At 68.0% G+C, this 25156-nt stretch carries 27 protein-coding genes; 13 read left to right on the top strand and 14 right to left on the bottom strand.

Annotation, left to right across the window (positions count from 1 at the left end):
- Nucleotides 1-5 precede the first annotated feature (5 nt).
- From GH681_RS19765 to GH681_RS19755, 3 genes are read right to left on the bottom strand one after another with little or no spacing between them, the layout of a single operon-like run.
- Nucleotides 6-350: a hypothetical protein gene (locus GH681_RS19765; protein WP_153163267.1), complete on the bottom strand. Its 345-nt coding sequence runs from the start codon at nucleotides 348-350 to the stop codon at nucleotides 6-8.
- Between the two features lie 11 nt (nucleotides 351-361).
- Nucleotides 362-1567, bottom strand: coding sequence for an SRPBCC family protein (locus GH681_RS19760; protein WP_153163266.1), 1206 nt, complete (start codon nucleotides 1565-1567; stop codon nucleotides 362-364).
- Between the two features lie 38 nt (nucleotides 1568-1605).
- Nucleotides 1606-2928: an acetamidase/formamidase family protein gene (locus GH681_RS19755; protein WP_153163265.1), complete on the bottom strand. Its 1323-nt coding sequence runs from the start codon at nucleotides 2926-2928 to the stop codon at nucleotides 1606-1608.
- A 265-nt stretch (nucleotides 2929-3193) separates the two neighbouring features.
- Between GH681_RS19755 and GH681_RS19750 the strand changes: the two genes are divergently transcribed.
- The 3 genes from GH681_RS19750 to GH681_RS19740 all read left to right on the top strand — a co-directional run bounded on the left by GH681_RS19750 (nucleotide 3194) and on the right by GH681_RS19740 (nucleotide 5767).
- Nucleotides 3194-4699, top strand: a complete 1506-nt coding sequence (locus GH681_RS19750) for a PAS domain S-box protein (RefSeq protein ID WP_153163264.1) — start codon at nucleotides 3194-3196, stop codon at nucleotides 4697-4699.
- Entirely contained in the window at nucleotides 4680-5312 is a 633-nt protein-coding gene (locus tag GH681_RS19745) for a response regulator transcription factor (RefSeq protein WP_153163263.1), read from the top strand. The genes GH681_RS19750 and GH681_RS19745 overlap by 20 nt, the downstream gene beginning before the upstream one ends.
- A gap of 143 nt (nucleotides 5313-5455) precedes the next feature.
- Nucleotides 5456-5767 carry a BON domain-containing protein gene (locus tag GH681_RS19740; protein WP_153163262.1) on the top strand — a complete coding sequence of 104 codons (312 nt, stop codon included), beginning with the start codon at nucleotides 5456-5458 and terminating at the stop codon, nucleotides 5765-5767.
- 104 nt (nucleotides 5768-5871) lie between these two features.
- Here GH681_RS19740 and GH681_RS19735 read toward each other — a convergent pair whose 3' ends face one another.
- A complete protein-coding gene (locus GH681_RS19735; protein WP_153163261.1) occupies nucleotides 5872-6270 on the bottom strand; it encodes a response regulator transcription factor in 399 nt (132 codons plus the stop codon).
- A gap of 264 nt (nucleotides 6271-6534) precedes the next feature.
- Here GH681_RS19735 and GH681_RS19730 point away from each other — a divergent pair, with 264 nt between their 5' ends.
- Together GH681_RS19730 and GH681_RS19725 are read left to right on the top strand one after the other, a co-directional pair.
- A complete protein-coding gene (locus GH681_RS19730) occupies nucleotides 6535-7503 on the top strand; it encodes a diacylglycerol kinase family protein (protein WP_153163260.1) in 969 nt (322 codons plus the stop codon).
- The gene (locus GH681_RS19725; RefSeq protein WP_153163259.1) at nucleotides 7500-8327 is read left to right on the top strand and encodes a metallophosphoesterase; all 828 of its coding nucleotides are present in this window, start codon (nucleotides 7500-7502) and stop codon (nucleotides 8325-8327) included. Before GH681_RS19730 ends, GH681_RS19725 begins: the two co-directional genes overlap by 4 nt.
- Here GH681_RS19725 and GH681_RS19720 read toward each other — a convergent pair.
- Both GH681_RS19720 and GH681_RS19715 read right to left on the bottom strand, forming a co-directional pair.
- Nucleotides 8317-9522, bottom strand: coding sequence for a DUF2252 family protein (locus GH681_RS19720; RefSeq protein WP_368666709.1), 1206 nt, complete (start codon nucleotides 9520-9522; stop codon nucleotides 8317-8319). The two genes, GH681_RS19725 and GH681_RS19720, sit on opposite strands and share 11 nt — an antisense overlap.
- Nucleotides 9519-9947 (bottom strand): hypothetical protein, encoded by a 429-nt coding sequence (locus GH681_RS19715; protein WP_153163257.1) that lies wholly within the window; start codon nucleotides 9945-9947, stop codon nucleotides 9519-9521. Before GH681_RS19715 ends, GH681_RS19720 begins: the two co-directional genes overlap by 4 nt.
- Before the next feature lie 225 nt (nucleotides 9948-10172).
- On the opposite strand from GH681_RS19715, the gene GH681_RS19710 reads away from it, so the two are divergent.
- Entirely contained in the window at nucleotides 10173-10808 is a 636-nt protein-coding gene (locus GH681_RS19710) for a response regulator transcription factor (RefSeq protein WP_153163256.1), read from the top strand.
- Here GH681_RS19710 and GH681_RS19705 read toward each other — a convergent pair.
- From GH681_RS19705 to GH681_RS19690, 4 genes are all read right to left on the bottom strand, one after another.
- Nucleotides 10782-12218, bottom strand: a complete 1437-nt coding sequence (locus GH681_RS19705; protein ID WP_153163255.1) for a CHASE3 domain-containing protein — start codon at nucleotides 12216-12218, stop codon at nucleotides 10782-10784. The two genes, GH681_RS19710 and GH681_RS19705, sit on opposite strands and share 27 nt — an antisense overlap.
- 95 nt (nucleotides 12219-12313) lie before the next feature.
- Nucleotides 12314-12481 (bottom strand): DUF1328 domain-containing protein, encoded by a 168-nt coding sequence (locus GH681_RS19700; RefSeq protein ID WP_153163254.1) that lies wholly within the window; start codon nucleotides 12479-12481, stop codon nucleotides 12314-12316.
- 25 nt (nucleotides 12482-12506) lie between these two features.
- On the bottom strand, nucleotides 12507-12689 hold the full coding sequence (locus GH681_RS19695; protein WP_153163253.1) for a hypothetical protein: 183 nt from the start codon (nucleotides 12687-12689) through the stop codon (nucleotides 12507-12509).
- A gap of 156 nt (nucleotides 12690-12845) precedes the next feature.
- A complete protein-coding gene (locus GH681_RS19690) occupies nucleotides 12846-14060 on the bottom strand; it encodes an RtcB family protein (RefSeq protein ID WP_153163252.1) in 1215 nt (404 codons plus the stop codon).
- A 214-nt stretch (nucleotides 14061-14274) separates the two neighbouring features.
- Between GH681_RS19690 and GH681_RS19685 the strand changes: the two genes are divergently transcribed.
- Entirely contained in the window at nucleotides 14275-15306 is a 1032-nt protein-coding gene (locus tag GH681_RS19685; RefSeq protein WP_228112001.1) for a zinc-dependent alcohol dehydrogenase family protein, read from the top strand.
- A 1-nt stretch (nucleotide 15307) separates the two neighbouring features.
- Here the strand turns inward: GH681_RS19685 and GH681_RS19680 are convergent, their stop codons facing one another.
- The 3 genes from GH681_RS19680 to GH681_RS19670 form a co-directional block, all read right to left on the bottom strand.
- Complete coding sequence (locus GH681_RS19680) at nucleotides 15308-16708, bottom strand: dihydrolipoyl dehydrogenase (protein WP_153163251.1); 1401 nt, start codon at nucleotides 16706-16708, stop codon at nucleotides 15308-15310.
- Nucleotides 16705-17625, bottom strand: a complete 921-nt coding sequence (locus GH681_RS19675; protein WP_153163250.1) for a YihY/virulence factor BrkB family protein — start codon at nucleotides 17623-17625, stop codon at nucleotides 16705-16707. The genes GH681_RS19680 and GH681_RS19675 overlap by 4 nt, the downstream gene beginning before the upstream one ends.
- Nucleotides 17626-17882: 257 nt before the next feature.
- Nucleotides 17883-18281: a BLUF domain-containing protein gene (locus tag GH681_RS19670; protein WP_153163249.1), complete on the bottom strand. Its 399-nt coding sequence runs from the start codon at nucleotides 18279-18281 to the stop codon at nucleotides 17883-17885.
- A 154-nt stretch (nucleotides 18282-18435) separates the two neighbouring features.
- Here GH681_RS19670 and GH681_RS19665 point away from each other — a divergent pair, with 154 nt between their 5' ends.
- The 5 genes from GH681_RS19665 to GH681_RS19645 all read left to right on the top strand — a co-directional run bounded on the left by GH681_RS19665 (nucleotide 18436) and on the right by GH681_RS19645 (nucleotide 22744).
- On the top strand, nucleotides 18436-19167 hold the full coding sequence (locus GH681_RS19665; protein ID WP_153163248.1) for a Crp/Fnr family transcriptional regulator: 732 nt from the start codon (nucleotides 18436-18438) through the stop codon (nucleotides 19165-19167).
- 21 nt (nucleotides 19168-19188) lie between these two features.
- The gene (locus tag GH681_RS19660; protein ID WP_153163247.1) at nucleotides 19189-20280 is read left to right on the top strand and encodes a putative zinc-binding metallopeptidase; all 1092 of its coding nucleotides are present in this window, start codon (nucleotides 19189-19191) and stop codon (nucleotides 20278-20280) included.
- Nucleotides 20281-20331: 51 nt separating this feature from the next.
- Nucleotides 20332-22077 carry an ABC transporter ATP-binding protein/permease gene (locus tag GH681_RS19655; protein WP_153163246.1) on the top strand — a complete coding sequence of 582 codons (1746 nt, stop codon included), beginning with the start codon at nucleotides 20332-20334 and terminating at the stop codon, nucleotides 22075-22077.
- A gap of 254 nt (nucleotides 22078-22331) precedes the next feature.
- Nucleotides 22332-22535 carry a CsbD family protein gene (locus GH681_RS19650; protein WP_153163245.1) on the top strand — a complete coding sequence of 68 codons (204 nt, stop codon included), beginning with the start codon at nucleotides 22332-22334 and terminating at the stop codon, nucleotides 22533-22535.
- Between the two features lie 41 nt (nucleotides 22536-22576).
- On the top strand, nucleotides 22577-22744 hold the full coding sequence (locus GH681_RS19645) for a DUF1328 domain-containing protein (protein ID WP_153163244.1): 168 nt from the start codon (nucleotides 22577-22579) through the stop codon (nucleotides 22742-22744).
- 99 nt (nucleotides 22745-22843) lie between these two features.
- On the opposite strand, the gene GH681_RS19640 is transcribed toward GH681_RS19645, so the two are convergent.
- On the bottom strand, nucleotides 22844-24289 hold the full coding sequence (locus GH681_RS19640; protein WP_194271289.1) for an AsmA family protein: 1446 nt from the start codon (nucleotides 24287-24289) through the stop codon (nucleotides 22844-22846).
- Between the two features lie 257 nt (nucleotides 24290-24546).
- Here GH681_RS19640 and GH681_RS19635 point away from each other — a divergent pair.
- Nucleotides 24547-25156 (top strand): transposase (locus GH681_RS19635; RefSeq protein ID WP_194271288.1); only part of this gene is annotated, 610 nt, incomplete at its 3' end.

The following is a 25156-nucleotide window of genomic DNA, read 5'->3' as shown; positions in this document are numbered from 1 at the left end:
AGCGCTTACGCGGCGACGCGGCCGTGGTCGGCGACGAAGCGGGCTTCGTCGAAGCTGTAGGGCACCTTCGGGTCGCCGCCGTAGAGCTCGATGTGCGGCGCCACCTCGGCCAGCGACAGGGCCAGGTGGAACAGGCGCGACGAAGCCGGCGGCAGCTCGCCGAGGGGGAAGGTATCCACGTGGGTGAGGATGTCCGGCAGGCGCGGCAGCATGGCCTCGTAGAAGGCGCGCAGCTCGCCGCGGCTGCTGTGGATGCGGCGCTGCTGGCGTTCGTCCTGGGTGGCCAGCGCCCAGGTGGCGACCAGCGGCTCGAGGACTTCGAAGGACTTGGGCAGGGAAAGGTCGGTCATCGCGGTGTTCCTTACTTGGCGTGCATGTAGGCTTCGAGGGCGTGGTAGCCGTGGCGGATCAGGATTTCGTCGTCCTGCAGGTACATCACCTGCTTGGCGCCGGATTCGAGGGCGGTCTGGGTGTCTTCCATCGTCGCAGTGTCTTCCAGCCAGGCGTTGCGCTGCAGGCACTGGGCGTGCTCCAGGGCCCAGCGCTGGCTGTTGGTCTTGGCCGGGCGGACGTAGTACTTGCCTTCCCACAGGGTCTTGTTGTGGGCGATGGGCCAGAACTGGTGGGTGAACCAGATGCCTTCCGACACGTGCAGCAGCAGGTTGGGGAAGAGCACCGACAGCTCGAAGGAGAAGTCGTCGCGGCGATCCGGGTTCACCGTCGGCGGCAGCATCGAGGCGCCACGCTGGGCGACCAGCGAGCCGGTGGCCAGCGCGTTGGCGATCTTGGCGACCGGGGTTGGCTCGGCGTTGAGGGACAGGCAGATCGCGGTGGTGCGGTGGGGCCCGAACAGCTCGACGTTCTGCAGGCCCGACGAGAACACGTTGGGGAAGGAGCCGGCGTGGATGGTGGCCACGTGGTAGGCCTCGGCGAAGGCGTCGTGGGCGACCTTCCAGTTGCAGTCCAGGTAGGTGTGGTAGCTGAAGCACTGGGACAGCTCGCCATACGGGAAGCCGGACAGGTGGGTGCCGATGCCGCCCAGGAACTCGGCCAGCGGGGTGACGTTCTCGGAGGGGTCGAGATTGACGAAGATGAAGCCTTCCCACACGTCGGTGTGCACCGGGGTGAGGCCGTTCTTGTCCTTGTCGAAATCGGCGGAGAACTTGTTGGCTTCGGGTACCTGGACGATCTTGCCGCCCGCGTCATACACCCAGCCGTGGAAGCGGCAGGTGACCACCGCGGCCTTGTTGCGGCCGAAGGTCTCCTCGCCGGTCTCGACGACGACCTTGTTGCCGCGGTGCGAACAGGTGTTGTGGAAGCCGCGGATCTGACCGTCCTTGCCGCGCATGAGGATCACCGAGGTCTTGGCGAAGGCGAGCTTCTTGACCTTGTAGTCACCGGTCTTGGCGATCTCCTCGACGCGGCCGACCTTCAGCCAGCTCTTGAGGAAGACCTTCTGGCGTTCCTGCTCGAAGAACTCCGGCGAGATGCAGGGTTCGACCGGGATCGGGCCGGTGCCGAGGTCGGGGTATTTCGCGGCCCATTTCAGGTCGTTGGGGGCATTCATGGGTGTGCTCCTTGGTTCGGGTGGGTGTGGATGTGGGTTCAGGCGGCGTCGAGGCCGTATTGCTTGCGCACAAGCTGGCCGACGCCAATGCGGTCGAGGATGCTCATCGGGCACTGGAAGGTGACGCGCACCACGCCGGGCAGGCGGCTGATCTCGATGGAGCCGGCGATGGTGGCGCGGTTGAGGATCTCTTCCGGCGACAGGCCGGTGACCTTGGCGGCGCGGTCGACGCCGTTGTGGGTGGCGTCGTTGAGGGTGCGACCGGTGCCGATGAAGGTGATCGGGCCGTTTTCCTCGATCGTTGCCTGGCCGAAGCGCTCGGCCAGGGCCTTCACGGCGGCGCGCTGCTCGCGGTTCATGGGGCGGGCCATGGGCGGCAGGTCGTCGGGGCGCTGGAGCAGGATCGGGCCGTCGATGGCGAGGCCCTTGATGACCTCCACCTTCACCTCGGTGATGCCCGAGACGTCCGTCGCGTGGCCGGCCACTTCGCCGTTGCCCTGCTGGGCGTGCATGTCGCCCATGTAGATGCCGGCGCCGGTCACCTTGACCGGGCAGATCAGGATCGCCCCGGCGCGCACCGAGTTGGTGTCCATGTGGCCGTCGGTCTTGTGCTGCTCCAGCTCTTCCTGGGTCATGGCGTAGGCGTGGGGTGCGTCCACCAGGAAGCTGCCGAAGTCGCCGGCGTTGTGGGAATCCGGCAGATCCTTCGACGGGGTGGTGCCGATGTTGCCGAGGAAGGGCTGCATGTGGGCCGCGAGGCCGACGATGTCGGCGCGGGCCAGCGACAAAATCGAGTGCTGCTCGGAGTGCTCGGGCAGGCGGGCGTTGTCCTTGGCGTGGGCGGCGAGGCGCTCGGCGGCGGCCTTGTCGACGGTGAGGGAGACGTTGTTGTCCTTGTCGAGGACGATCACGTAGCCGTTGGTGAAGCGGAAGGCATTCACTTCAGCGCCGCACACGTCGCAATGCACGGCCTCGTCGCCGATGCCCTCGATGTGGCTGGGCGGGCTGACCGTGCCGCAGCTCGGGCACAGCTTGGCCACGAAGGGGTCGCCCAGGTAGCGGCCATCCACGAAGGCCATCACGCCAGACGACGTCGCCAGCGAGGTGACCTCCATGCGCTGGATGTGGATCGCCACGGCGTCGCCCACCTGGGCGCCTTCGACGGCCACCGGCTGGGAGACTTCATGGCCGCCCTGGAACTTGGGGGTGATCATCGGGCCCCAGCAGCCCGGCGGCGTGCCGACGCGGATGGTGCCGCCGTCGGCCACCGGGCCGAGCATCGGGTTGCCCGGCCCGACGATACCGCGGGTGTAGGTGGAGACGACCACTTCGCGCTGTGCGCTGGTTGGCTTCTGGCTCATGGAATTCACTCCTTGCGTTGGGGGCTGGGGTTACGCTTGGCACCGGTACGCGGGGTGGGCGAGATCCCGCAGGCCGGAAGCCGATGGCTAATTTTTCAATTCGATTTACACTGTAATTTCACATTTACGAGCGTCGTTCCGTCATCGACGGCAGGTGCTGACAAGGCTATCGGCGGGGTTTCGGGGCGTAAATCGGGCGTCGCATCTAAGCGACTAGGTACAAGTGCTTATCGGCCTGAATCACGGCGGCCGGCGGAGAAATGCCATGCAGGTGGCGACCAACTATCAGGACGTGTTCGATCACGCCAACGACGCGATCTTCATCCACGACGAGGACAGCGGCGCGATCCTCGACGCCAACCGGATGGCGGCCAGCCTCACCGGTTATCCGGTGGATCTGCTGCGCTGCATGGACGTGGGCGACATCAGCTCGGCCCGCCGCGGCTGCGACAGCCGGGCCGCGCGGGCGCTGATCCACCGGGTGATCCGCGATGGCCCGCAGATCTTCGAGTGGTGGCTGCGCCGGCCCGACGGCAGCGACCTGGCGGCCGAGGTGAACCTCAAGCGCATCATCTCCGACGGCCACCCGCGGGTGATCGCGCTGGTGCGCGACATCCGCGAGCGCAAGGAGGCCGAGGCCCGGCTGGTGGCCCGCGAGGCCTACTACCGGCGGCTGATCGGCAGCATCAGCGACGGCATCGCCATCCTCGACCGCCTCGGCCACGTGCGCTGGGTGGGGCCGTCGATCCGCCAGGTGCTGGGCTTTCGCGAGCGGGAAGTGCGCGGCTTCAGCGTGTTCCGCCGGATGGAGCACGACGACGCCAACCGGCTGGCGGCGCTGCTCGAGAAGGCGGCGCGGGACGAAGGCGGAGTGTTTCCGCTGGCCTACCGCATCCAGCACCGGGACGGCAGCTGGCGCCAGCACGAAGGCAGCTGCGTCAATCTGCTGGAGGACCACTGCGTCAATGGCCTGCTCGTCACCTTCCGTGACGTGACCAGCCGCATCGAAGCCGAAGCCCGGGTGCGCCAGCGGGACATGGAGCTCTCCCACATGGCGCGGCTATCGACCACCGGCGAGATGGCCTCGGCGCTGGCCCACGAGCTCAACCAGCCCTTCTTCGCGATCATGAACTTCGTCGGCGGGGCGATCCGCCGCGCCGATGCCGGCCGGCTAGACGACGCCACCCTGAAGGAAGTGCTGGAGAACACCCGCGTCCAGGCCGAGCGGGCCGGGCGCATCATCCGCACGGTGCGCAACTTCACCCGCAAGAGTGGCTACCACCGCGAGACGGTGGACATCCGCACCATCGTCGAGGAGATCGCGCCCTTCATCGAGATCGAGGCGCGCACCCGGCGCATCCCCGTGCGCTACCGGCTGCTGCGCGAGCCCGCGCTGGTGGATTGCGACTGGGTGCTGATCGAGCAGGTGATCTCCAACCTCGCCCGGAACGGCATCGAGGCAATGGTCGACACGCCCCAGGAGCGCCGCCAGCTCGTCATCGCCACCACCCTCACCGCCGCCGGCACGGTGAACGTGACCATCGAAGACCGCGGCCACGGGCTGCCCAAGGCCAACCCCGACCGCCTGTTCGACGCCTTCTACACCACCAAGAAGGAGGGCCTGGGCATCGGCCTGTCCCTGTGCCGGTCGATCGTCGATTCCCACGGCGGCCACCTGTGGGCTACCCGCGTTACCGGCGGTGGTGCCAAATTTCACTTCAGCCTGCCGCTGGCTACTGGAGAATCCACTCATGTCGACCCCGACCGCTAAGCCCGCCGCCATCCCCACCGTGTTCGTCGTGGACGACGACGACGGGGTGCGCGAATCCCTGCGCTGGCTGCTCGAATCGGTGGGCCACCCGGTGCGGGTGTTCCGCAACGGGCGGGAGTTCCTCGACGGCTACGACGCCGACCAGCCGGGCTGTCTGCTGCTCGACGTGCGCATGCCGCTGATGGGCGGCTTCGAGCTGCAGGAGGTGCTGCGCATCGACAACCCGGCGCTGCCCATCCTGTTCCTCACCGGCCACGGCTCGATCCCCATGTCGGTGCGGGCGATGCGCAACGGCGCCTTCGACTTCATCGAAAAGCCCTTCTCGGATCAGGCGCTCCTCGACCGGGTGCAGGACGCGGTCAATCGCGCTGCCGAACTCCACCGCCAGCAGCGCCATACGCGCTCCATCAACCAGCTGCTGGCCCTGCTGTCGCCGCGGGAGCGGGAGGTGCTCGATCTGCTGATCGACGGGCTTTCGAGCCGCGAGATCGGGGTGGAGCTGGGCATCAGCAAGAAGACGGTGGAGGTGCACCGCTGCCACATCCGCGAGAAGCTCGGCATCGGCACGGTGGCCGAACTGGTGCGGCTGGTGCTGAACAACGACGGGCGCTGAGGTCGGCCCGGCCAGATTTGTCCTACAGGCCAATCCGCCCTGTCGGACAGCCCGGCGCAAGGCCCGGAATTATTCTGGAATCAGCAGCACGAATCGGGAAGCACGCTTTCCCGGCCAGAATAAAGACCGAAAGGAGTTTCAAAATGAAAACCACCGCCGCCTCCCTGGCCCTTGCCGGCCTGCTCGCCTTCACCGCTGCCGGCTGCGCCGTCACCCGCGAACAATCCACCGTCGGTCAGTATGTGGACGACGCCACCATCACCACCCGCGTCAAGGCCAAGTTTGCCGAAGACTCCACCGTGAGCGCGATGGCCATCAGCGTCGAAACCCTGAAGGGCGTCGTCCAGCTCTCCGGTTTTGCCAAGAGCAGCGCGGAACGGAGCAAGGCCGAAGATCTGGCGCGCGGCACCCCGGGCGTCGTGAATATCAAGAACGACATCGTGGTCAAGCCGTAACCGGCCAGCCGAGGGGCAACAAGGAAGAGGGGCGGAAGACCGCCCCTCTTTTCTTTTGGTGTCGGGCCAACTGCAAGATGGGCTGGCCCGGCGGTGCTACTCGTTCAGTTGGTGCGTTCCGCGAGTGCCTGGACGAACTCGAGCAGCTCGTCCATCTGGAAGGACTTGTCGAAGAACGCCTCTGCGCCAAGGGCCAGACAGCGCGACTTCACGATCGGGTGGGCGTGGTTGGAAAATACGACCGTCCGCGGCGCACCGAAATCGGCGGCGTTGCTCTGGATGGCGCCGAGCACCTTGAGCCCGGTTCCCGCGCGCAGTTCAAGGTCGACGATGGCGAGCTTGGGGCGGGTGCTGCGGATCATCGAGATCGCTTCCGCTTCACTGGCGGCGGTGCCGACGACCTCGACCCGCTCGATGCCGCCCAGCATGCCGGACAGCAGCTCGAGGAGCGCCGGGTTGTCTTCGACAATCACGGTGTTCAGCGATGTAGGGGCAGACGACATGGGGATAACTCGGTACAAAGTCGGTCAGAAACAGTGACAACTACGGAGCACAGGTTAGCGCCACACGCTCCGTGTGTCTGTCGGCTACGTCCTACAGCGCCTCGGGCGGTCTGCCCACATTCCTGCCAAGGCAGCCGAGGCTAAGCTTTGGGTGTCCCCTGCGGTTTCCGCGGGGGCTCAACCAGGAACCGACCGATGCGTGCCTTGCCCTGCCAGCCCACCCCATCCGCAGCCGGGCGCCCAGCTACGGGGCGAGCTTGAGTCATGGGGCTGGCCGACGCGCCCCGTCTTGATGCCGACGCGCCGTGGCTGGTGGTGGTGAACGCCGCCTCCGGCCGGCAGGAGGGCGACGCGATCGCCGCGTTAATCCGCGACACGGTGAGCGCCCGCGGGCATCAGGTGAGTGTGCGGCTCGTGACCCACGCCGAAGAACTCGAGCAGACTGCACGCCAAGCGGCCGGGCAGGCCCGGGACCGCAATGGCCTGCTGGTGGCGGTGGGGGGCGACGGTACGCTCAACACGGTGGCCGCGGTGGCCCTCGAGGTGGGGGCCGCCTACTCGGTCATCCCCGGCGGGACATTCAATTACTTTGGCCGCAGCAACGGCTTTCCGACCGAACCCGAGGCGGCCATCCACGCCGTGCTGGGCGGCCGCCTGAGGCCGATCCAGGTGGGGCGGGTGAATGAGCGGATCTTCCTGGTCAATGCCAGTCTCGGGCTGTATCCCCAGCTGCTGGAGGACCGCGAGGCCTTCAAGCAGCAATGGGGCCGTAGCCGCCCGGCCGCTTGGGGCGCCGCGCTGCTGACCTTGCTGGGCAGGCATCGTCTGCATCACCTCCATCTCCAGTCCGGCGACGTGGATGAGCACTTGCTCGCCTCGACGCTCTTCGTCGGCAACAATCGTCTCCAGCTGAGCGACATCGGCCTGCCGGAAGCCGGCGAGGTGGATGAGGGGCAGTTGGTCGGTCTGGTGCTGCGTCCGGTTGGCCGCCTTGGGCTGGTCCGCCTGGCACTGCAAGGGGCGCTCGGCCGCCTCGCCGACGCCGAGGAGATCGAGCGGCTGGTCTTTCGCCGCTTGCGGGTGGCCCAGGGCGGGTGGTGGCGCGGGCGTCAGGTCAAGGTTGCGATGGACGGCGAGCAATGCCTGATGCGGACTCCGCTGGTGTTCGAGGTGGCATCGCAGCCCCTGTGGCTGGTGGCGCCCGATCCGCCGCAGGACGAGGCGAGCGGATGAGCGTCATCCTCCAGATATCCGACACCCATTTCGGCACCGAGCAGCCGCCGGTGGTCGAGGCGCTGCTGGCCCTGGCGTGGCAGCTCCAGCCCGATCTGATCGTGCTGTCGGGCGATGTCACCCAGCGCGCCCGTCCGGCCGAGTTCGCTGCCGCCGCAGCATTCGTGGCGCGGCTGCCACCCGGGCCCCGGCTGGTCGTGCCGGGTAACCACGACATTCCGCTGTTCAATGTGCTTCAACGGGTGGTCGACCCCTTTCAGGGCTATCGGCAGTGTCTTGGTTCGGCGCTGGAGGATTCGCGCCGCCTGCCCGATGTGTTCATGACCGGGGTGAACAGCGTGCGGGCCTGGCGCCACAAGCACGGCAGCCTGTCGCCCGAGCAGATCGAGGCTGTGGCGGAGCGGCTGCGCCGCGCGGGGCCGACGCCCATGCGGATCGTGGTGGTGCACCATCCGCTCGACGTGCATGACGCCGGTGATCTGGGTGACATCGTCCACGGCGCATCCGAGGCCGTGCGAGCGTGGGCGCGCGCAGGGGCTGATCTGGTGTTGTCGGGCCATGTGCATGTGCCCCTGTGCCGACCACTGGCCGTGCGCTACGGCCCGGAGGCCGGCGCCTGCTGGACGGCGGTGGCGGGCACCGCCACGTCGCACCGCATCCGGGGCGGGCATCCGAATTCGGTCAATGTGATCCGGGTCGACCACTTTGCCGGGGAGGTCCGGCGCGTGCTGGAACAGCGGGATTACGACAGCGAACGGCAGGCCTTCCGGGTGGCGGCCACCCGCGATCTCTCCGATCGGGTGCTGACGGTCATCACCCGATGAGGGCGATGTGCCTGCGGCAGTGCTGCAGATAGCCCCGCTCGTGGCTGGCGAGGGCATCGACGATGGCCTGCCACAGCCACGACGGCGCATCCACCTGCGTGCTGCGGGAGGCGCGCAGGATGCCGTGCCAGGCCTTGCGCTGCGCAGCCGACATCTGCCGGGCGTGGGCATCGCCGACGATGCGGCCAAAGTAGGCCCCCATCTCGTCGATGACGGCCGGCGGCATGTGGTCGGGCTCGATCTTGAGCTCATGAGGCGCGAGTTCGCGCAGCACCATCGGGCGGTCGAGCAGGCGCACTGCGACCATGCGCTCGCCGAGGGCGGGCGAGAGCGCCATCGCCGCCGCCACGACACGCTCGGCGTTATCCCGGGGCATGGCGGAGGAGGTGGTGCGTGGCGCGGCGGCCGGCGGTGCATCCTTGATGTCGAGCATGGCCAGGCGGTTCTGGCCACCCGCCTCGTCGATTTCAAGCAACACCGCGTAGCGGGGCCGCCCCAGACTGCTGCAACCCTTCACCCAGTAGGCAGCGTCGGCCATCCGTACCGCGTCGTCGGGGCGGGCGATGCCCAGGCCCACGGCGAGCGGGCCGAGGGCATCGGGGGACAGCAGCGCGGCGATCGCACGGCGCTCGGCCTTCGAGAGGGGCCAGAAGCGCTTGCCGAGGGGAATGTGCGACTGCGTGTGGGTGAGGTGTTCGCGGACCAGCTGCTTCCAGCTGCGCCCGATGGCCTCACGGAGGAGTGCCTTGATGGTCCCGGGTGCGTCCTTGTGGTGGGGGCGGCGCGTGAAGGCGCGGGCATAGCCGTCCAGCAGCGCATCGACCACCTTGACGCTGACGGCGCCCGGCAGGTTGGCGCTGCGGCAGGCGCTGGCGAGGGACAGGCCGAGGCGGATGAGGTCATGGGCCGGGTTGCCGATCACCGCCTGATCGAGATCACGGATCATGACCTGGATCCGTCCGTCGGCACCCACCACCGGGCCGAGGTTGCCCACGTGGCAGTCGCCGCAGATCCAGACGGGCGGCCCGGCCGGGATCGCGTCCTGGCTGTTTTCCTCCAGCCAGTCATAAAAACGCGCGGTGTTGCCACGCACGTAGGCGTGCGCCGAGCACGCCATCTTGCGCCATCGCCGCTGCTTGAGCAGCGACGGCCGATCGCGGGGCCTGGGCGCCGCGCGCATGGCTGAAACGCTCAGAGAAGCCAGCGTTGCGGAGCCGGATCGTCGCGCCCGCCACCGCTGCCGAGCACGATGCGATCGCCCTGCAGGTCGAGCTGGGCTACGGGAATCGCAATTTCGCCGGCAAGGCTGGCGTCCCTATCGTAGGTGGAGATCAGCGCAAAGCTGCTCCCGGTGTCGGTGCCGCGGATGATGGCGGTCAGGCGTCCGAGGGGCGTGCCGCGGATGGAGTAGACGTCGCGCCCGATGGCGTGGCTGTCGATGGCCGATGCCGCCTTGTCGCCCGTGGTGGCCGAGACGAGTTCGATCGACGGGCGCTTGGCCGAGGACAAGGTCTGGGCCGTGATCGCGCCTGCGGCGAAGGCGGCAACCAGCACGCCGGCAAACAGGCCCAGCAGGGCGGGGCTGTGGCTGAGACGCTGAAGGCGGCGGATCGTGTTCATGATGACTCCCGAGTACATGCGTAGTCGGCGGAAGGACTACGATGCTTCCATGATCTGCCCGTTTCCACCCGCTAGCCAGTCGTTCAATGCCGATAGCGATGTAGGTGTTGTCCTACGTTTCTGGCGTTGGATGTAGGACGAGTCCTGCATCAATGTCAGACAGCGAAGACGGCCGGCCCAGAGGGTGTCCGATACAATTTGATCATTGAATCGTGGAGAACTCTCATGCTGCGTCTGGCCATCGTGGACGATCACAAAATCGTGCGGGCGGGTTTCCGGGAGATGCTCTCTGACGAGCTCGGGATTCGCGTCGAATTCGAGGCCGCCAGTGGCGAGGAGGCGATGCAGAAGCTGCGCGAGACCCCTTGCGACGTCCTGCTGCTCGACCTCTCGCTGCCCGGCCAGAGCGGGGTGGACGTGCTGCGCGCGGTGCGCCAGCGCTATGAATCCCTCAAGGTGCTGGTGCTCAGCGGTTTTCCCGAGGAGCGCTACGCGCTGCCGATGATCCGCAACGGCGCCAACGGCTATCTGTGCAAGGATTGTGAGCGGGATGAGCTCATCAAGGCGATCCGCACCGTGGCCCAGGGCCGCCGCTACGTGTCGGCACGGACCGCCGAGCTGATGGCCGACGATCTGGCCGGTGCGGGTAATTCCCTGCCCCACGAGAGCCTGTCCGAGCGCGAACTGCAGGTATTCCTGCGGCTTGCCAAGGGCGAATCCGTGTCGAGCATCGCCGAATTGCTCAACCTCAGCGTGAAGACCGTGAGCACCTATCGTTCGCGGCTGCTCGAGAAGATCGACGTGAACAGTAACGCCGAGCTGGCTGCCTACGCCCTACGCCACGGGCTGATGGTGGACTGATTCGGGTGGCGGAGGGCCATCCAGCAGGGGCATCCGGGCGTCGATGCGGGTGCCCTTGCCGGGGGAAGAGATCAGCGAGAAGTTGCCTTCGAACATCTGTACCCGGTGCTTCATCCCGGCCAGCCCGTGCCGGTTGAGGGTGGGGCTGGCGACGTCGAAACCGTCGCCATCGTCGGCGATCCACAGGTGGATGTCGCGGCCCTTCACCTCCAGCCCCAGCTCCAGGTGGTGGGCGTTGGCATACTTGCGGATGTTGGTGATGGCTTCCTGAACGATGCGGAAGAGGGCGAGGGCCTGCTGCTCCGGGCAGTGGATGTCCTTGTCGGGCAGGTTGAGCTTGAGTTCATACTCGTGGCGCAGATCGTCCGACACGGCGCGCAGCGCCTCCACCAGACCCAGCCCCTGCAGCAGCGGCGGGCGCAGGTCGTCGATGATGCGGCGCTTGATGGTGATGCCGGAGCCGATGGTGTCGATCAGGCGGCGGAAGCGCGCCTGGATGTCCGGGCTGCTGTTGGCGCCCAGGCTGCGCAGCAGCCAGCTCGCGTCCATCTTGGCGGCGGTGAGCAGGGCGCCCAGCTCGTCGTGCATCTCCCGGGCCAGCCGGGCTTTCTCGGCTTCGCGGCTGTCGGTGAGGTAGCTGGCCAGATCAGACAGCTCTCGCGTGCGCTGAACGACGGTGGATTCGAGGACGTCGTTCTCGTGTTTGAGCAGTTCGGCGATCCTCGCCCGCAGCGCGGCCTGCCGCTGCTGCACGGCAAACAGCGCGATGATGAGGCCCAGCGCCCCCGCCGCCAGCGCGGTGACCGTGCGCTGGATGCTGCTGAGGCGCCGCACCGATTCTTCGACGACCTGGTGGTTGCGCTCTTCCAGGCGTGCGCGGAGGGCGTCGATCGAGGTCCGGATCTGGTCCATGTAAGCCTTGCCCGGTCCGCCCGTGCCCTGGGAGATCAGCGGCGGAGGCTGGCCTAACCGGATGGACTCGTTGAGCAGCGAGCGCTTGAGCGCCACCAGGCCGCGGAGCATCTCGAACTCGGCGCGATCGGGGCCGCCTTCAGGGAAATCCTGGCTCATCTTCTCCAGCAGCGGGCCGACCTCCTTCTCGCTCAACTCATAGGAATCGAGGTAAACCGGGTTGCGCCCGGACACCAGATAGCCTCGCACCCCCGTTTCGGCATTGAGCACCGCAACGAGCAGGGCGTCGATTCGGTCGAGCCGGGCCTTGTAATCCTGGGTGCTGCGCATGGCCTCGATGCCAAACTCCGAATGGAGCCGGCCGAAGGCGAGCAGGCTGATCACCGCCAGACAGCCGGTGGTGACGAGGAGGTAGGACCACAGCTTGTGCGGTAGCAGCCGGGTGATCTGCTGGCGGAGGGGAAGACGGTCGGACGGCGGCATGGGCGGGGGCGGCATCGAAGGCTAGGCGGGAGTCTGCCAGACTTGCCAGACGCTGGCATGGTTGGCGGGGCAGGGCCGCCCGCGCCAGCCGGGTCCGGGGCGGCGGCGCGTCAGCTTCGGCCGCGCAAGGCGTTGATGATGAAGCTGGCGATGGCCAGCACGATGAAGATAAAGAACAGGATCCTGGCGATCTCGACCGCACCCGCGGCGATCCCGCCAAAACCGAACACGGCGGCGATCAGGGCGATCACGAAGAACACGACGGCGTAGTGGAGCATGACGGTCTCCCGGGGTGTTGGCGGATCAGCGCGGGGCTTCGTTCGCCTGGTTGGCGATCGACCGGCGAACCTTGTCGAGCTTGCGGCCGGAACGCAGTTTGCGCATGTCGATCTCGTCCTCGATCCATTCATTCCAGCCGCTGCGGGCTTCACCGCGGCGGGCGGCACGGACGGGACGGGTAGGGAACTCGATGTTGACGCGCTTCATGGCCTGCTCCTGTGCTGATCCGGTGGGGCAGTCTGGCCGGGATGCATGGCCCTCGCTGCATGCTTCCACTTTAGGCTGGCGTGCTATGGGGGGCCGTCGGCGCGGGCCGAATGCGATGTGGGAATCGTCTTACGACGCGGGCGTGGGACGAAGGTCTCAGCCCTTCACGCAGACCACCTGCCGCAGGGTGTGGACGATCTCCACCAGATCGGCCTGGGCGGCCATCACCGCGTCGATGTCCTTGTAGGCCATCGGGATCTCGTCGATCACGCCGGCGTCCTTGCGGCACTCGACGCCTTCGGTGGCGCGCACCTGATCGGCCACGCTGAAGCGCTTCTTGGCCTGGGTGCGGCTCATGGTGCGCCCGGCGCCGTGACTGCAGGAGCAGAACGCCTCTTCGTTGCCGAGGCCGCGGACGATGAAGCTCTTCGCGCCCATCGAGCCGGGGATGATGCCCAGCTGGCCCCGGTGGGCGGCGACGGCGCCCTTGCGGGTGACGAGCACCTCATGCCCGAAGTGGGTCTCGCGTTGCACATAGTTGTGGTGGCAGTTCACCGCCTCCACGTCGGCGGCGAAGGGCTTGGGGATGATCCGCCGGGCGGCGGATACAACCGCGCGCATCATCAGCTCGCGGTTGTGGCGGGCGAAATCCTGGGCCCAGCCGACGGCCTCGACGTAGTCGTCGAAATGCCGGCTGCCTTCGTTGAAGTAGGCCAGATCGCGGTCGGGCAGGTTGGCGATGTGCTGGCGCATGTCGTCCTGGGCCAGCTCGATGAACAGGTTGCCGATGGCGTTGCCCACCCCGCGGGAGCCCGAATGCAGCATGAACCACACCCGGTCGGCCTCGTCGAGGCACACCTCGATGAAGTGGTTGCCGGTGCCGAGGGTGCCCAGGTGCAGGCGGTTGTTGGTGCGTTCGAGCTTCGGGTATTTGCCGGTGATCTGCGCGAAACGCCCGGCAAGCTGGCGCCATTCGGCGTCGACGGCCTGCGGGGCGTCGTCCCAGGCGCCGGTGTCGCGGCGGCCGAAGGTCTTGCCGTGGGGCACGGCGGCCTCGATGGCGCTGCGCAGGGCGTGGAGGCTGTCGGGCAGATCCGCCGCGGTGAGCGAGGTGCGCGCCGCCATCATGCCGCAGCCGATGTCCACGCCCACCGCCGCCGGGATGATCGCCCCGACGGTGGGGATGACGCTGCCGATGGTCGAGCCCTTGCCCAGGTGCACGTCCGGCATCACCGCCAGATGCCGGAAGATGAAGGGCATCCGGGCGGTGTTCATCAGCTGCGTGCGGGCGTCGTCCTCGACGGGGACGCCGTGGGTCCACAGCCGGATCGGCGCGCCGCCGGGAACGGGGAGGATGTCGTGGGTGGGCATGGGCGGATTATCGCCGATCGCCCGCCACAAACTTGATCCAGATCCGGTTGGCGGGGTGCTTCCGGCCGTAAAGTAGGTAGTGGCCCGTTCGCGATCGGTCCGATGAAGATCCACCCGCTCGCCATTCCCCAAGTCCTCGCCAGCGTGCGCGGTTCGGCGCGGGGGCTGGCGCGGCTCGCCGCTGGCGGGCCCGAAACGAATCCGGAGCGCTGCCATGACCGCCGACACCTTTGAAACCCTCCCCGCCACCATGCGCGCGATGGTCCTCCACCGCCCGGGCGAACCGCTGGTGCCGGAGACCCGCCCCGTCCCGCGGCCTGGCCCCGGTCAGGTGCTGCTGAAGGTGGAAGCCTGCGGCGTGTGCCGCACCGACCTGCATCTGGTGGATGGCGAGCTGCCCGACCCGGTGCTGCCCATCATCCCCGGCCACGAGATCGTCGGCCGGGTGGCCGGGCTGGGCGACGGGGTGAGCGGCTTCGCCCCCGGCCAGCGCATCGGCGTGCCCTGGCTGGGCTGGACCTGCGGCACCTGCCACTTCTGCGCCAGTGGCCGCGAGAACCTGTGCGACCACGCGCGCTTCACCGGCTACCAGATCGACGGCGGCTACGCCGAATTCACGGTGGCCGACGCCCGCTACTGCTTTCCGCTGATGGAGAGCGCGGCGCTGCCCTCGGCGCTGGAGCTTGCCCCGCTGCTGTGCGCCGGGCTGATCGGCTACCGGGCGCTGCGCCTCGTGGGGGACGCGCAGCGGGTCGGCATCTACGGCTTTGGCGCGGCGGCCCACATCGTGGCCCAGGTGCTGCGCCACCAGCAGCGGCCCTTCTACGCCTTCACCCGCCCGGGCGATGGGGAAAGCCAGGATTTCGCGCGTCAGCTGGGCGCCGCGTGGGTGGGCGACGCCAGCCAGCGGCCGCCGGAGCGCCTTGATTCGGCGCTGATCTTCGCCCCCGCCGGCTCGCTGGTGCCGGCCGCGCTCGCGCACCTGGAAAAGGGTGGCGTGGTGGTGTGCGCCGGCATCCACATGAGCGACATCCCGGCCTTTCCCTACGCCGACCTGTGGGGCGAACGGATGATCCGCTCGGTGGCCAACCTCACCCGCCAGGACGGCATCGACTTCCTCGACCTCGCCCCCCGCGTGCCGGTGCACACCGCGGTGACCCGCTTTGCGCTGGCTGATGCCAACCTCGCGCTCGAGACGCTCCGCCGTGGCGCGCTGCAGGGCGCGGCGGTGCTGGCGATGGATTGAATCAGCTCGCGTCGCGCAGCGCCCTGGCGAGGTTCTGCAGCGCGGTGCGCAGCCCCTCTTCGACCACCGGATGGTAGAAGGGCGCGGCGAGGGCGTCCGTCACGGTATCGCCGCGCTGGATGGCCCAGGCGAGCAGATGGGCGAGGTGCTCGGCGTCGGGCCCGAACAGTTCCGCCCCCAGCAGACGGCCGTCCGCCTTGCCGGCATACACCCGCATCTCCCCCAGGTTGCGGCCCATCGTCCGGGCCCGACCCTGGTCGGCGAAGGACGCCGCGCCCTGGGCGAAGGCCACGCCGCGGCGGGTGAGGTCGGCGTGGCTGGCGCCCGCGATGGCCATCTGGGGATCGGTGAACACGATCGTCAGGGGCGTGCGGCGTTCCGCCGGGCGCACGTCGGGATAGCGGCCCGCGTTGTCGCCGGCGATGCGCCCTTCGTCGGCCGCCTCGTGGAGGACTGGACGATCGTCGTCCGCGTCGCCGGCGATGAACACCGGCGTGTCGCCGATCCGCCCGGTGGCCGGATCAAAAACCGGCCTGCCCCGCGCGTCGAGCGGTATGCCCGCCTTGTCGAGATCGAGCCCGGCCAGCGCAGGCCGCCGGCCGGCGGCGGCGAGCACGAAGGCAAAGCGTTCGCGGCGCTCGTGGCCCCGCTCATCCTTCCAGGTGACGACCACGCCATCCCCGTCGCGGTCCACCTCGGGTTCGCCGACATTGCCGCTGTAGGGCAGGGTCGCGTTGATCCACGCCGCAACCGCAGCCTGCAGGGCCGGGTCGGTCAGCGGGCCGACCCGTTGGCTGCGCCCGAACAGCCGCACCCGCACCCCGAGCCTGTGCAGCGCCTGGGCCAGCTCCAGCCCGACCACGCCGGTGCCGACCACAGCCACCGACTCGGGCAGGGCGTCCCACTCGAACACATCGTCGTTCACCACCAGCCGGTCGCCCAGGCGCTCCCGCCAGCCGGCCGGCACCGCGGGCGTGGCACCCGTGGCGATGATGACGCGCGCCGCTTCGACGCACGTGTCGGCCACCCTCAGCCGGCCGGGCGCCTCGAAGCGGGCTGCCCCGGATAGCTTGTGGGCGTCGGGCCAGCCATCCACCGTGTCGAGCACGAAGCCGACAAAGCGATCCCGCTCGCGGCGCACCCGCGCCATCACTGCCGCGCCGTCGATCTTCAGGCCGGCGACGGTGACGCCGAAGGGCTCGCCGGTAGCCACGGCGTGGGCGTGATCGGCGGCCGCGATCAGCAGCTTGCTGGGCATGCAGCCGACGCGGGCGCAGGTCGTGCCGTACGGGCCTTGCTCGATCACCACCACCCGGTCGGTGTGCTTGCGGGCTGCCTTGTATGCGCTCATGCCGGCCGAACCGGCGCCGATGATCGCGACATCCACCTTGAGAGAATTCATGGAGAGGGCTCCTGTGGGGCGGCGGGGGTGTCCCGCCGGGTCTGCACGTACAACACGCACGCGCCGTAGAGGAAGATCTGCGCCGACGCGTAGCACCACACCAGCACGGCCGCCAGCGAGCCCGCGGCGCCATAGGCCGAGGCGACACCCGCGTGGGTGAGATAGGCGGCGATCAGGTAGCGCCCGATGGCAAACAGCACCGTGACCACCAGCGCCGCCGGCAGCGCGTCTAGCCAGCGCGTCCGCCCCGGTGTGAGGCGCGCCAGGAGCAGCGCGAACAACGCGGCGCTGAAGGCATTCATGAGGGTCAGGTCCACCAGCCCGGCGGCGATGTCGAGCCCCGGCATGTCTTTCCCCAGCCACGCCACCGCCGCGTGCATCGCGGCCTCGGCGAGCAGTGTCACGCCCAGCAGGAAGCCCACGCCGAGGGCCAGCGCGAGCCCGCTCAGGCGCCCGACGATCAAGGTCGACGTGGCGGAGCGGGCGACGGGCCGCACGTCCCAGATCGACGCCAGCGCCGCCTTGAGTTCGAGGAAGGTGACGCTCGCCCCCAGCAAGGTGCTGCCCATCGCCAGCCACGCGGCGGCGCCGCTGGCCTGGAGCCGTTCGAGCGCATTGCGGGTCATCGCGGCGATCACCAGGGCCTCCTCCGGGCCGAGCATGCGCTGGATGTACTCCCCGATGGCGTTCTGGGCGGTGGCGGTGCCCAGCAGTACCGCAATCCCCGCGGTGATGACGACCAGCAGCGGGGCGAGGGAGAACACCGTATAGAAGGCCAGCGCCGCGCCGTGCCGGGGCGCATCGCGCTCGACGAACACCTTGGCGGCGGGCCACAGGGCGGCGGGTAGCGTGGCGAGGCGCGACGCCTGCCGCGCGGGCGCAGTCTCTGAGGCGGTTGGCGGGCGGGTAGGGGGCATGGCGCTCGACCCTGCTGAAGTGGTCAACGCGGAGGCGTTGGCATCACGCAGCCATTATGGGCGGATTGGCCGGCCACGCCATCGGGCCTCGCCGACATCCACGTAGGACTCGTCTGGCGCGGCGCGCTGGCTGTGGGCGCCGTCCTACGCGTGTTCTCGCGTCAGTCCGACAGCCTCGGGCGCGCGCTCCGGTTGAAATGACGACAGGCAGACTCGTAAAGAGGGCAGGACACGGCGGCGCCCAAGGAGGAAACTGGTCAGGGTTCGAGGTCGACGCTGTCGACGAGATCGGGAATCCGCAAAACCACCTCACCCGGCGTGAGCCGCGTGAATGCAGTGAGCAGCGCCTCATCCGCCGTGACCGAGTAACCCATCGACCAGTTGCGGAACAGCCGGGGGCCGGCAAACGGCGTGGAGAGCAGCTCGGTGAACTGATGATGGCGCTCATCCTGGCGAAGTTTCCGTACCAGATCGAGCACGGTGTCGTCGGCCCCTTCGATGTACTGGAAAAAGCGCCAGCCGTCGAAGACCAGGATGCCGGTGATGTTCGCGTTCCGGTTGTTCTTGCGTGAAACCTGAACGATTTCGTAAACCCGGGTGAGGCTGACCTCAGGGCGGATGCAGCTGAGATAGGCGTACTGGTAGAGGTTTTCCATGGAATTTCCGGTCGGCGCAGTGAGTCCGGAGGAAATCTAGCGCGTCTGGCGAATCCTGGGTACGTCATAAGACATTGTGGTTGAGCGGTGTTTCTGATCTGTACAGAACCTTGTCCAGGAAATGGACGAGGGTGTGATTGGCAGGGGGGGAGTCATGAGCGATACGTCTTGTGCGGCGTGCCCGCTGCGGGCGCAGGGGGGCTTCACGCGGGTCAGCGATGCGGAGCTGGCCTTCATCGAGAAATTCCGCCGGCGGGAATCCACCCTGGGGCCGGGCGAGGCGATCCTGCGGGAGGGCGAGTCCTCCAATCTGCTGTTCACCCTGAGGTCGGGCTGGGCGTTCCGGTTCCGCAGCCTGCCCGACGGCCGGCGGCAGATCCTCAATTTCCTGCTCCCCGGTGACTTCATCGGGCTCCAGGCGGAGCTCTCCGGCCAGGTGCCCCACGGTGTCGAAGCGCTCACCCCCGTGCGCCTGTGTGTCTTCCCCCGTGACGAGCTGTGGGATCTCTACCGCGGCTTTCCGGGGCTCGCCTACGACCTCACCTGGCTCAGCGCCCATGAGGAGCTGATCGTCGACGAGAACCTGCTCGGCGTTGGCCAGCGCAGCGCCATGGAGCGCATCGCCATGCTGCTGGTCCATCTCTACAAGCGCGCCCGCAGCGTGGGTGAGGGGGATGAATCCGGCGTCAATTTTCCCCTGAACCAGCAACACATCGCGGATGCCCTGGGCCTGTCCCTGGTGCATACCAACAAGTCGCTGCGGCGTCTGCGCGCCTACGGGCTGCACGAACTTTCTGCCAATCGTCTGCGCATCCTCAAGGTCGAAGCACTGCAGCGGCTCGCAGACTATTACGCCTTGCCGTTGCGGGCGCGTCCCCTCATCTGATCACCGAGATGCTCACTCCCCATGAAGACATTCCGATGCAGCCAATGTGACCAGCCGGTCTATTTCGAGAACACCGCCTGCGCCGCCTGCGGGGTGGCGCTGGGCTACCTGCCCTCCGAGGCGGCCATGGCCGCCTTCGAAGCCGCGCCGGAAGGCCCCTGGAAGGCGCTTGGGAAACGCGTCACAGGCAAGTGGAAGCCCTGCGCCAACTACACCGGCCCGCAGGTCTGCAACTGGATGGTGCCTGCCGACGACCCGGCGGACCTGTGTTCCTGCTGCCGGCAGACCGAGGTGATCCCCACCCTGGAGAAGCCCGACAACCGCCTTTACTGGGCGCGCCTGGAGGCGGCCAAACGGCGCCTCTACTACGCCCTCGATACCCTGGGCCTGGATCGGCCGGGCCTCGCCGAGGACCCGGAGCGCGGCCTGCGCTTCCAGTTTCTCGAGGCCGTCGAAGGCGGCGACCCGGTGCTCACCGGCCACGACAGCGGCTGCATCACCGTAAACATTGCCGAGGCCGACGACGCCGAACGCGAGGCACGCCGGACGGCGATGGGCGAGCCCTACCGCAGTCTGCTGGGGCACTTCCGCCACGAGATCGGCCACTACTACTGGGATGCGCTGGTGGCTCAGGGCGGTTGGCTCGAGCCGTACCGCGCCCTCTTCGGCGATGAGCGCGCCGACTACGCCCAGGCGCTCGAGACGCACTACAGGGACGGCTCCCGCCCCGACTGGCCGGCGCATTTCATCAGCGCCTATGCCGCGTCGCACCCCTGGGAAGACTGGGCCGAAACCTGGGCCCATTACCTGCACGTGGTCGACGCCCTGGATACCGCCGACCACTGGGGGCTTCACCTGGACGGCTCAGCCGAGGGCCCGGCCGCCGCCGACCCGGGCGAGTCCTTCGGCAAGCCTTTCCGGGAGCGCCTGACGTTTGCGTGGCTGCCGCTCTCGCGCTTTCTCAACAGCATGAGCCGCAGTCTGGGTCATGGCGACGTCTACCCCTTCGTCCTGCCTGACCCCGTTCTCGACAAGCTGGCCTTTGTGGATGAGGTGGTGCGCAGCGCGAACGGTCTGGCCTGGCGCGACTGGCCCCCCGTGCCACGGGAATGATGCTCCCACTCAAGCCCTGATTGCCCGGCGGCGCCCGATCGTGAGGAAGTGATGAAACCCGTCTCCCTGTTTTCCCAGCATCTGTGGCGCCGCTTCTGGGCCATCGCCTCACCCTACTGGCGGGGCGAGCAGCGCCTGCGGGCGTGGGGCCTGCTCCTCGTGCTGGTGCTGCTGATGCTGGCCGAAACCCGCCTCGCGGTGATGCTCAACGCCCAGACCGGCGAGTTCACCTCGGCCCTCGCGGGTGGCGACCGGGATCGCTTCTGGACGGCGATCCGCACCTGCCTGCTGGTGCTGGCGGTCTTCGTGCCGGTGCACGCCTTGTACTACTACGCCCGCGACTACATGGGCATCCACTGGCGGCGCTGGCTCACCTACAGCCTCCTTGGGCGTTATTTCGCGCGGCGTCGGTATTACCGGCTGGGCATCAGCGACGAGATCGACAACCCCGACCAGCGCATCGCCGAGGATGTGAATGTCTTTACCCAGCGCTCGCTCTACTTCCTGCTGATCTTCATCGGCTCGTTGATGCAGCTGGTGGCCTTCAGCAATGTGCTGTGGTCGATATCGCCGAAGCTGGTGTATTTCCTCGCGGCCTACGCCACCGTCGGCACCGCCCTCGCGGTGGGTGTGTTCGGCATGCCGCTGATGCGGCTCAATTTCCTGCAGCTGCGGCGCGAAGCCAACCTGCGCTACGGCCTCGTGCGGGTACGCGAGAACGCCGAATCCATCGCGTTCTATGGTGGCGAGGCGCCCGAGCTCCAGCAGATCAAGGGGACGTTCGCCGCGGCGTATGCCAACTACCGCCGGCTGATCCGCAAGCAGTTCGGTCTCAACTTCTTCCAGCAGGCCTACAGCCAGCTCACCCTCGTCCTGCCGAGCATCATCATTGCCGACGCCGTGTTGTCGGGCGAGGTCGAGGTCGGGCGCGCGATCCAGGCGGCCGGCGCGTTTGCCGTGGTGCTCAGTGCGGTGTCGTTGATCGTCGAAAACTTCGAGAGCCTCAGCCGGTTTACCGCCGGCATCGACCGGCTCGACACCCTCGCCCGGGCGCTCGAATCGGAGCCGGGCGCCGGCCCGTCCGAGCGCCGCATCCGCAGCAGCGACGGCAGCACCCTCGCTGCCCGCCACGTCACCGTCGAGACGCCCCAGGGCGAGCAGACCCTGGTCACCGACCTCAACTTCGAGCTGCCCACTGGCGGCGGGCTGCTCATCGTCGGCCCCAGCGGCTGCGGCAAGAGTTCGCTGCTGAGGGCGATCTCGGGCCTGTGGAACAGCGGCGAAGGCGAGATCCAGCGCCCGCCCGACATCGACACCCTGTTCCTGCCCCAGCGGCCCTACATGCAGATCGGCAGCCTGCGCAGCCAGCTGCTCTACCCACGCCCAAACCGCGATGTGGACGACGCCCACCTCGCCGATGCACTGGACGCCGTGCAACTTGGCGGGCTGATCGAACGCTGTGGCGGACTCGACCAGGAACTCGACTGGTCGCGGGTGCTCTCCATCGGCGAGCAGCAGAGGCTGGCCTTTGCCCGGCTCCTCCTCATCAACCCCCGGGTGGCCATTCTCGACGAGGCCACCAGCGCCCTCGACAGCGCCAACGAAGCCGTGCTCTACCGCCGCCTGCGCGAGCGCAACACCACCATCGTCAGCATCGCCCACCGGGAATCCCTGCTCACCTACCACACCCATGTGCTCGAACTCACGGGCGGAGGCGGCTGGCGTCTGCTGACGCCGGAAGAATTCAGGCGGCGGAACGACGTCGATACCTCGGCGCCGGCGGTGGCGGTGGTCTGACCCGTCGCGGCGCAAACGAAGCCGACCCACCCGGCGATCCCTCTGATGGCCTGCCCGATGTGCTGCATCGGGCAGGCCATTTCCTCTTTCAGGATTCCCACACGGCCGTAAGCGCATTCTCACATTCCATTCGGATGGGGCCGACTGCCCGGGAAAACGCGCACCGCTAAAGTAGAACCATGCAGAAACCACTGCATCACCGCGAAACAGGGCCTCAGCCCGGATCGTAGATCAACCCGAAAAGGAGAAGCACCATGAACCGCGACATCATCGAAGGCAACTGGAAGCAACTCAAGGGCAAGCTCAAGGAACAGTGGGGCAAGCTCACCGACGACGACATCGACGTGATCGAAGGCAAGCGCGAAGCGCTCGCCGGCAAGATCCAGGAACGCTACGGCATCACCAAGGACGAGGCCGAAAAGCACGTCAAGGAATGGGAAAAGAAGTTCGACGCCTGATCGTCGCGCCCTGACCTCAACCTGAACCCAGGAGAACCGCCATGCTGCACTACGCCGTCGTCTTCTTCGTGATCGCGCTGATCGCCGCCGTTTTCGGTTTTGGCGGGATCGCCGCGGGTGCGGTGGGAATCGCGAAGACCCTCTTCTTCATCTTCCTGATCCTCGCCATCGTGAGTTTCATCTTCAACGGTGTACGCGGTAAGGGATAAGCCCGCCGCCAGCCAAGGACAGTCGGGGGCAGATCGAAAGGTCTGCCCCCGACTTTTTGCGTGCACGGCGGGCTTTCGCGCGGGCCGCCAGGGCAAAGCTCAGGGCTTGGCCGGCGTCTCCCGGCGTTGGGCGAGGAGGGCGGCGCACGGCGTGTCTTCCGCGCCGCCGGTCTCGATGAGGGCAAGCAGGGCCAGCGGCGGGGAGATCAGCCCCAGCGCCACCGCCCCCGCGATCCGCGACCCCAGGGGGATCGGTTCCGGCCGGACCACCGGCGCGGCAAAGCTGCCGCCGAGATACAGCGGCCCGCGCAGGGCGAGCAGGCTGCCGTCCTTCGGTTCCGTCCGCAGGTGCAGGTCGAACTGCTCGTCGCGCAGGCTGATCGTGCCCTGGCCGATCACCCGGCTGCGGGTCGTGTCGAGCACGAGGGTGCGCGGCTTGAGCACGCCGCCGCTGGCCGTCATGTCGCCCACCAGGCAGCGGATGTCCTCCTTCTGGCCTCCCGACAGCCAGGTGAGCAAGGCATTGGCCACGTCCAGGTTGGCCAGCCGCACCAGCAGGCGGTTGGTGCTGCCGCCGGTCATCGCCACCGCCACCTCGCCGTCGGCGCTGCCCAGCAGCTCGGCCACCGACTGGCCCCGCATGGCGAGTTTCGCTTGGCCGCCCAGGAGCCCCGACGTGAAGTTGCGCGATTCGGTGCCGGGCATCAGTTCGCGCAGTTGCAGCCGGGTGGCGCGCACATCCAGCATGGCCTTGGCAGGCTGACTGCGGGCGTCGAGCTCCAGCCGCCCATCCACCTTGCCCTTGGCCAGCCCCAGCCGCAGGGGCGCCAGGGTGACGCGACGGTCGTCGATGCGCAGATGGCCTTCCGCCGCCTCCAGGGGCAGGCCGGTGTTGCGGATGTCGTCGATGGCGAAATCAATGTCCACGTCGGCAGCGGCGATCTTCTCGAAGCCGAGGGCGCGGGATGGCAGCACCTTGCCCGGCCGTGGCGCGATCTCCTGCCCCGACGTGGCGCGGGCGCCGATGAAGCCCGACAGGTCCGACAGATCCAGGCGGCGCGAGCGCAGGCGTCCTTCCAGCCGCTGGGGTTGGGTGCTGCGATCGACCTGGAAGGTGCCGCGCAGGTCGCTCGACCCGACCAGGCCGTCCAGATCGTCGAACTGCCAGCGCTGGCCGCTGTGCACGAGATGCCCGGCGAGCCGATAGGGCGGGGTGGCGGGTAGCGGCACGCCGGTCAGGGCGTAGAGCGGCGCGAGGCTCGGGCCGGCGAGGTTGAAACGGATGTCCAGCCCGTTGAGATCCGGCAGGTTCGCGGCGCTGCCGGCCACGCTGAAACGGGTGGCGCCGATGCTGCCACGGGCATCCACCGGATAGGGCTGGGCGCCATCGAGATAGCCCTCGACGCTCCCTGCCTTGCCCCGGATGTCGAGGGGCTCACCCTGCCAGCGCCCGGTGGCGGTGAAGCGCAGCGCGCCGCCGGTGTCGTCGCTGGCAACGCGCAACTGCACGTCGGTGCGGCGCGAGGGCAGGCGGGCGGAGAGCACGCTGTCGCGGATGCGGATCGTGCCCAGGCGTAGCGCCGGTGCGCTGCCGCCGGAATCCTTGCCGAGCAGCCAGTTGCCTTTGCCGTCGGCGTCTTCTTCAAGGTGAATGTTGGCGCCGTCCAGCTCGATAGTCGGTCCTGAAGAACTCCTCGGAGCCTTTCCTCACGCGGCCTGCGCGTGGTTGAGCGCTTGCCGAATCCTCCAGTTTCCAGTGCAATCGCATTCACTTTCTGGAAGATTTGGAGCGCAGGTTTGCGATGACCACCCCGGATTTTTTCCGCGCCCGGCTGGACGCGATGATCGACCTGCGTCACCCGCTCGCGGTATTGGCAACCCGCATGCCGTGGGCCGAGATCGAATCGGCGCTGGCGCCGTGCTTTGCCCGCAAGGATCGCCAAGGGCGTCCGATCGAAGGCCTGGACCTGTTCGGCCCGACCTTGCAGGTGGCGGGCGCAGGCACCAGCGCGGCAGGTCGCCCGCGCCTGCCGATCCGCTTGATGGTCGGGCTGCTGTATTTGAAGCACGCGTTCGGCGAGAGCGATGAAACCGTCGTTCAGAGATGGGCCGAGAACCCGTACTGGCAGTTCTTTTGCGGCGGTGAGTATTTCGAGACCCGGCTGCCCTGCGACCCGAGCGGATTGACGCGCTTCCGTCGTGCGCTGGGGGATGCGGGGGTGGAAGAGCTTCTGGCCAAGACCATCGAGGCGGCGGTGTCGATGAAGGCCATCGCCCCGAAGGACCTGGAGCGGGTCATCGTCGATTCCACGGTGCAGGAGAAGGCCATCGCCTTTCCCACCGACAGCCGGCTGCTCGATGTGGCCCGGCGCAAGCTGGTGCTGATCGCCAAGCGGGCTGGCGTGGTGTTGC

Source organism: Zoogloea sp. 1C4, assembly GCF_009469605.1.
In the GTDB taxonomy this organism is placed as follows: Bacteria; Pseudomonadota; Gammaproteobacteria; order Burkholderiales; family Rhodocyclaceae; genus Zoogloea; species Zoogloea oryzae.
The sequence above is the reverse complement of the archived record's forward strand: the minus strand, read 5'-3'. Positions and strand labels throughout refer to the sequence as shown.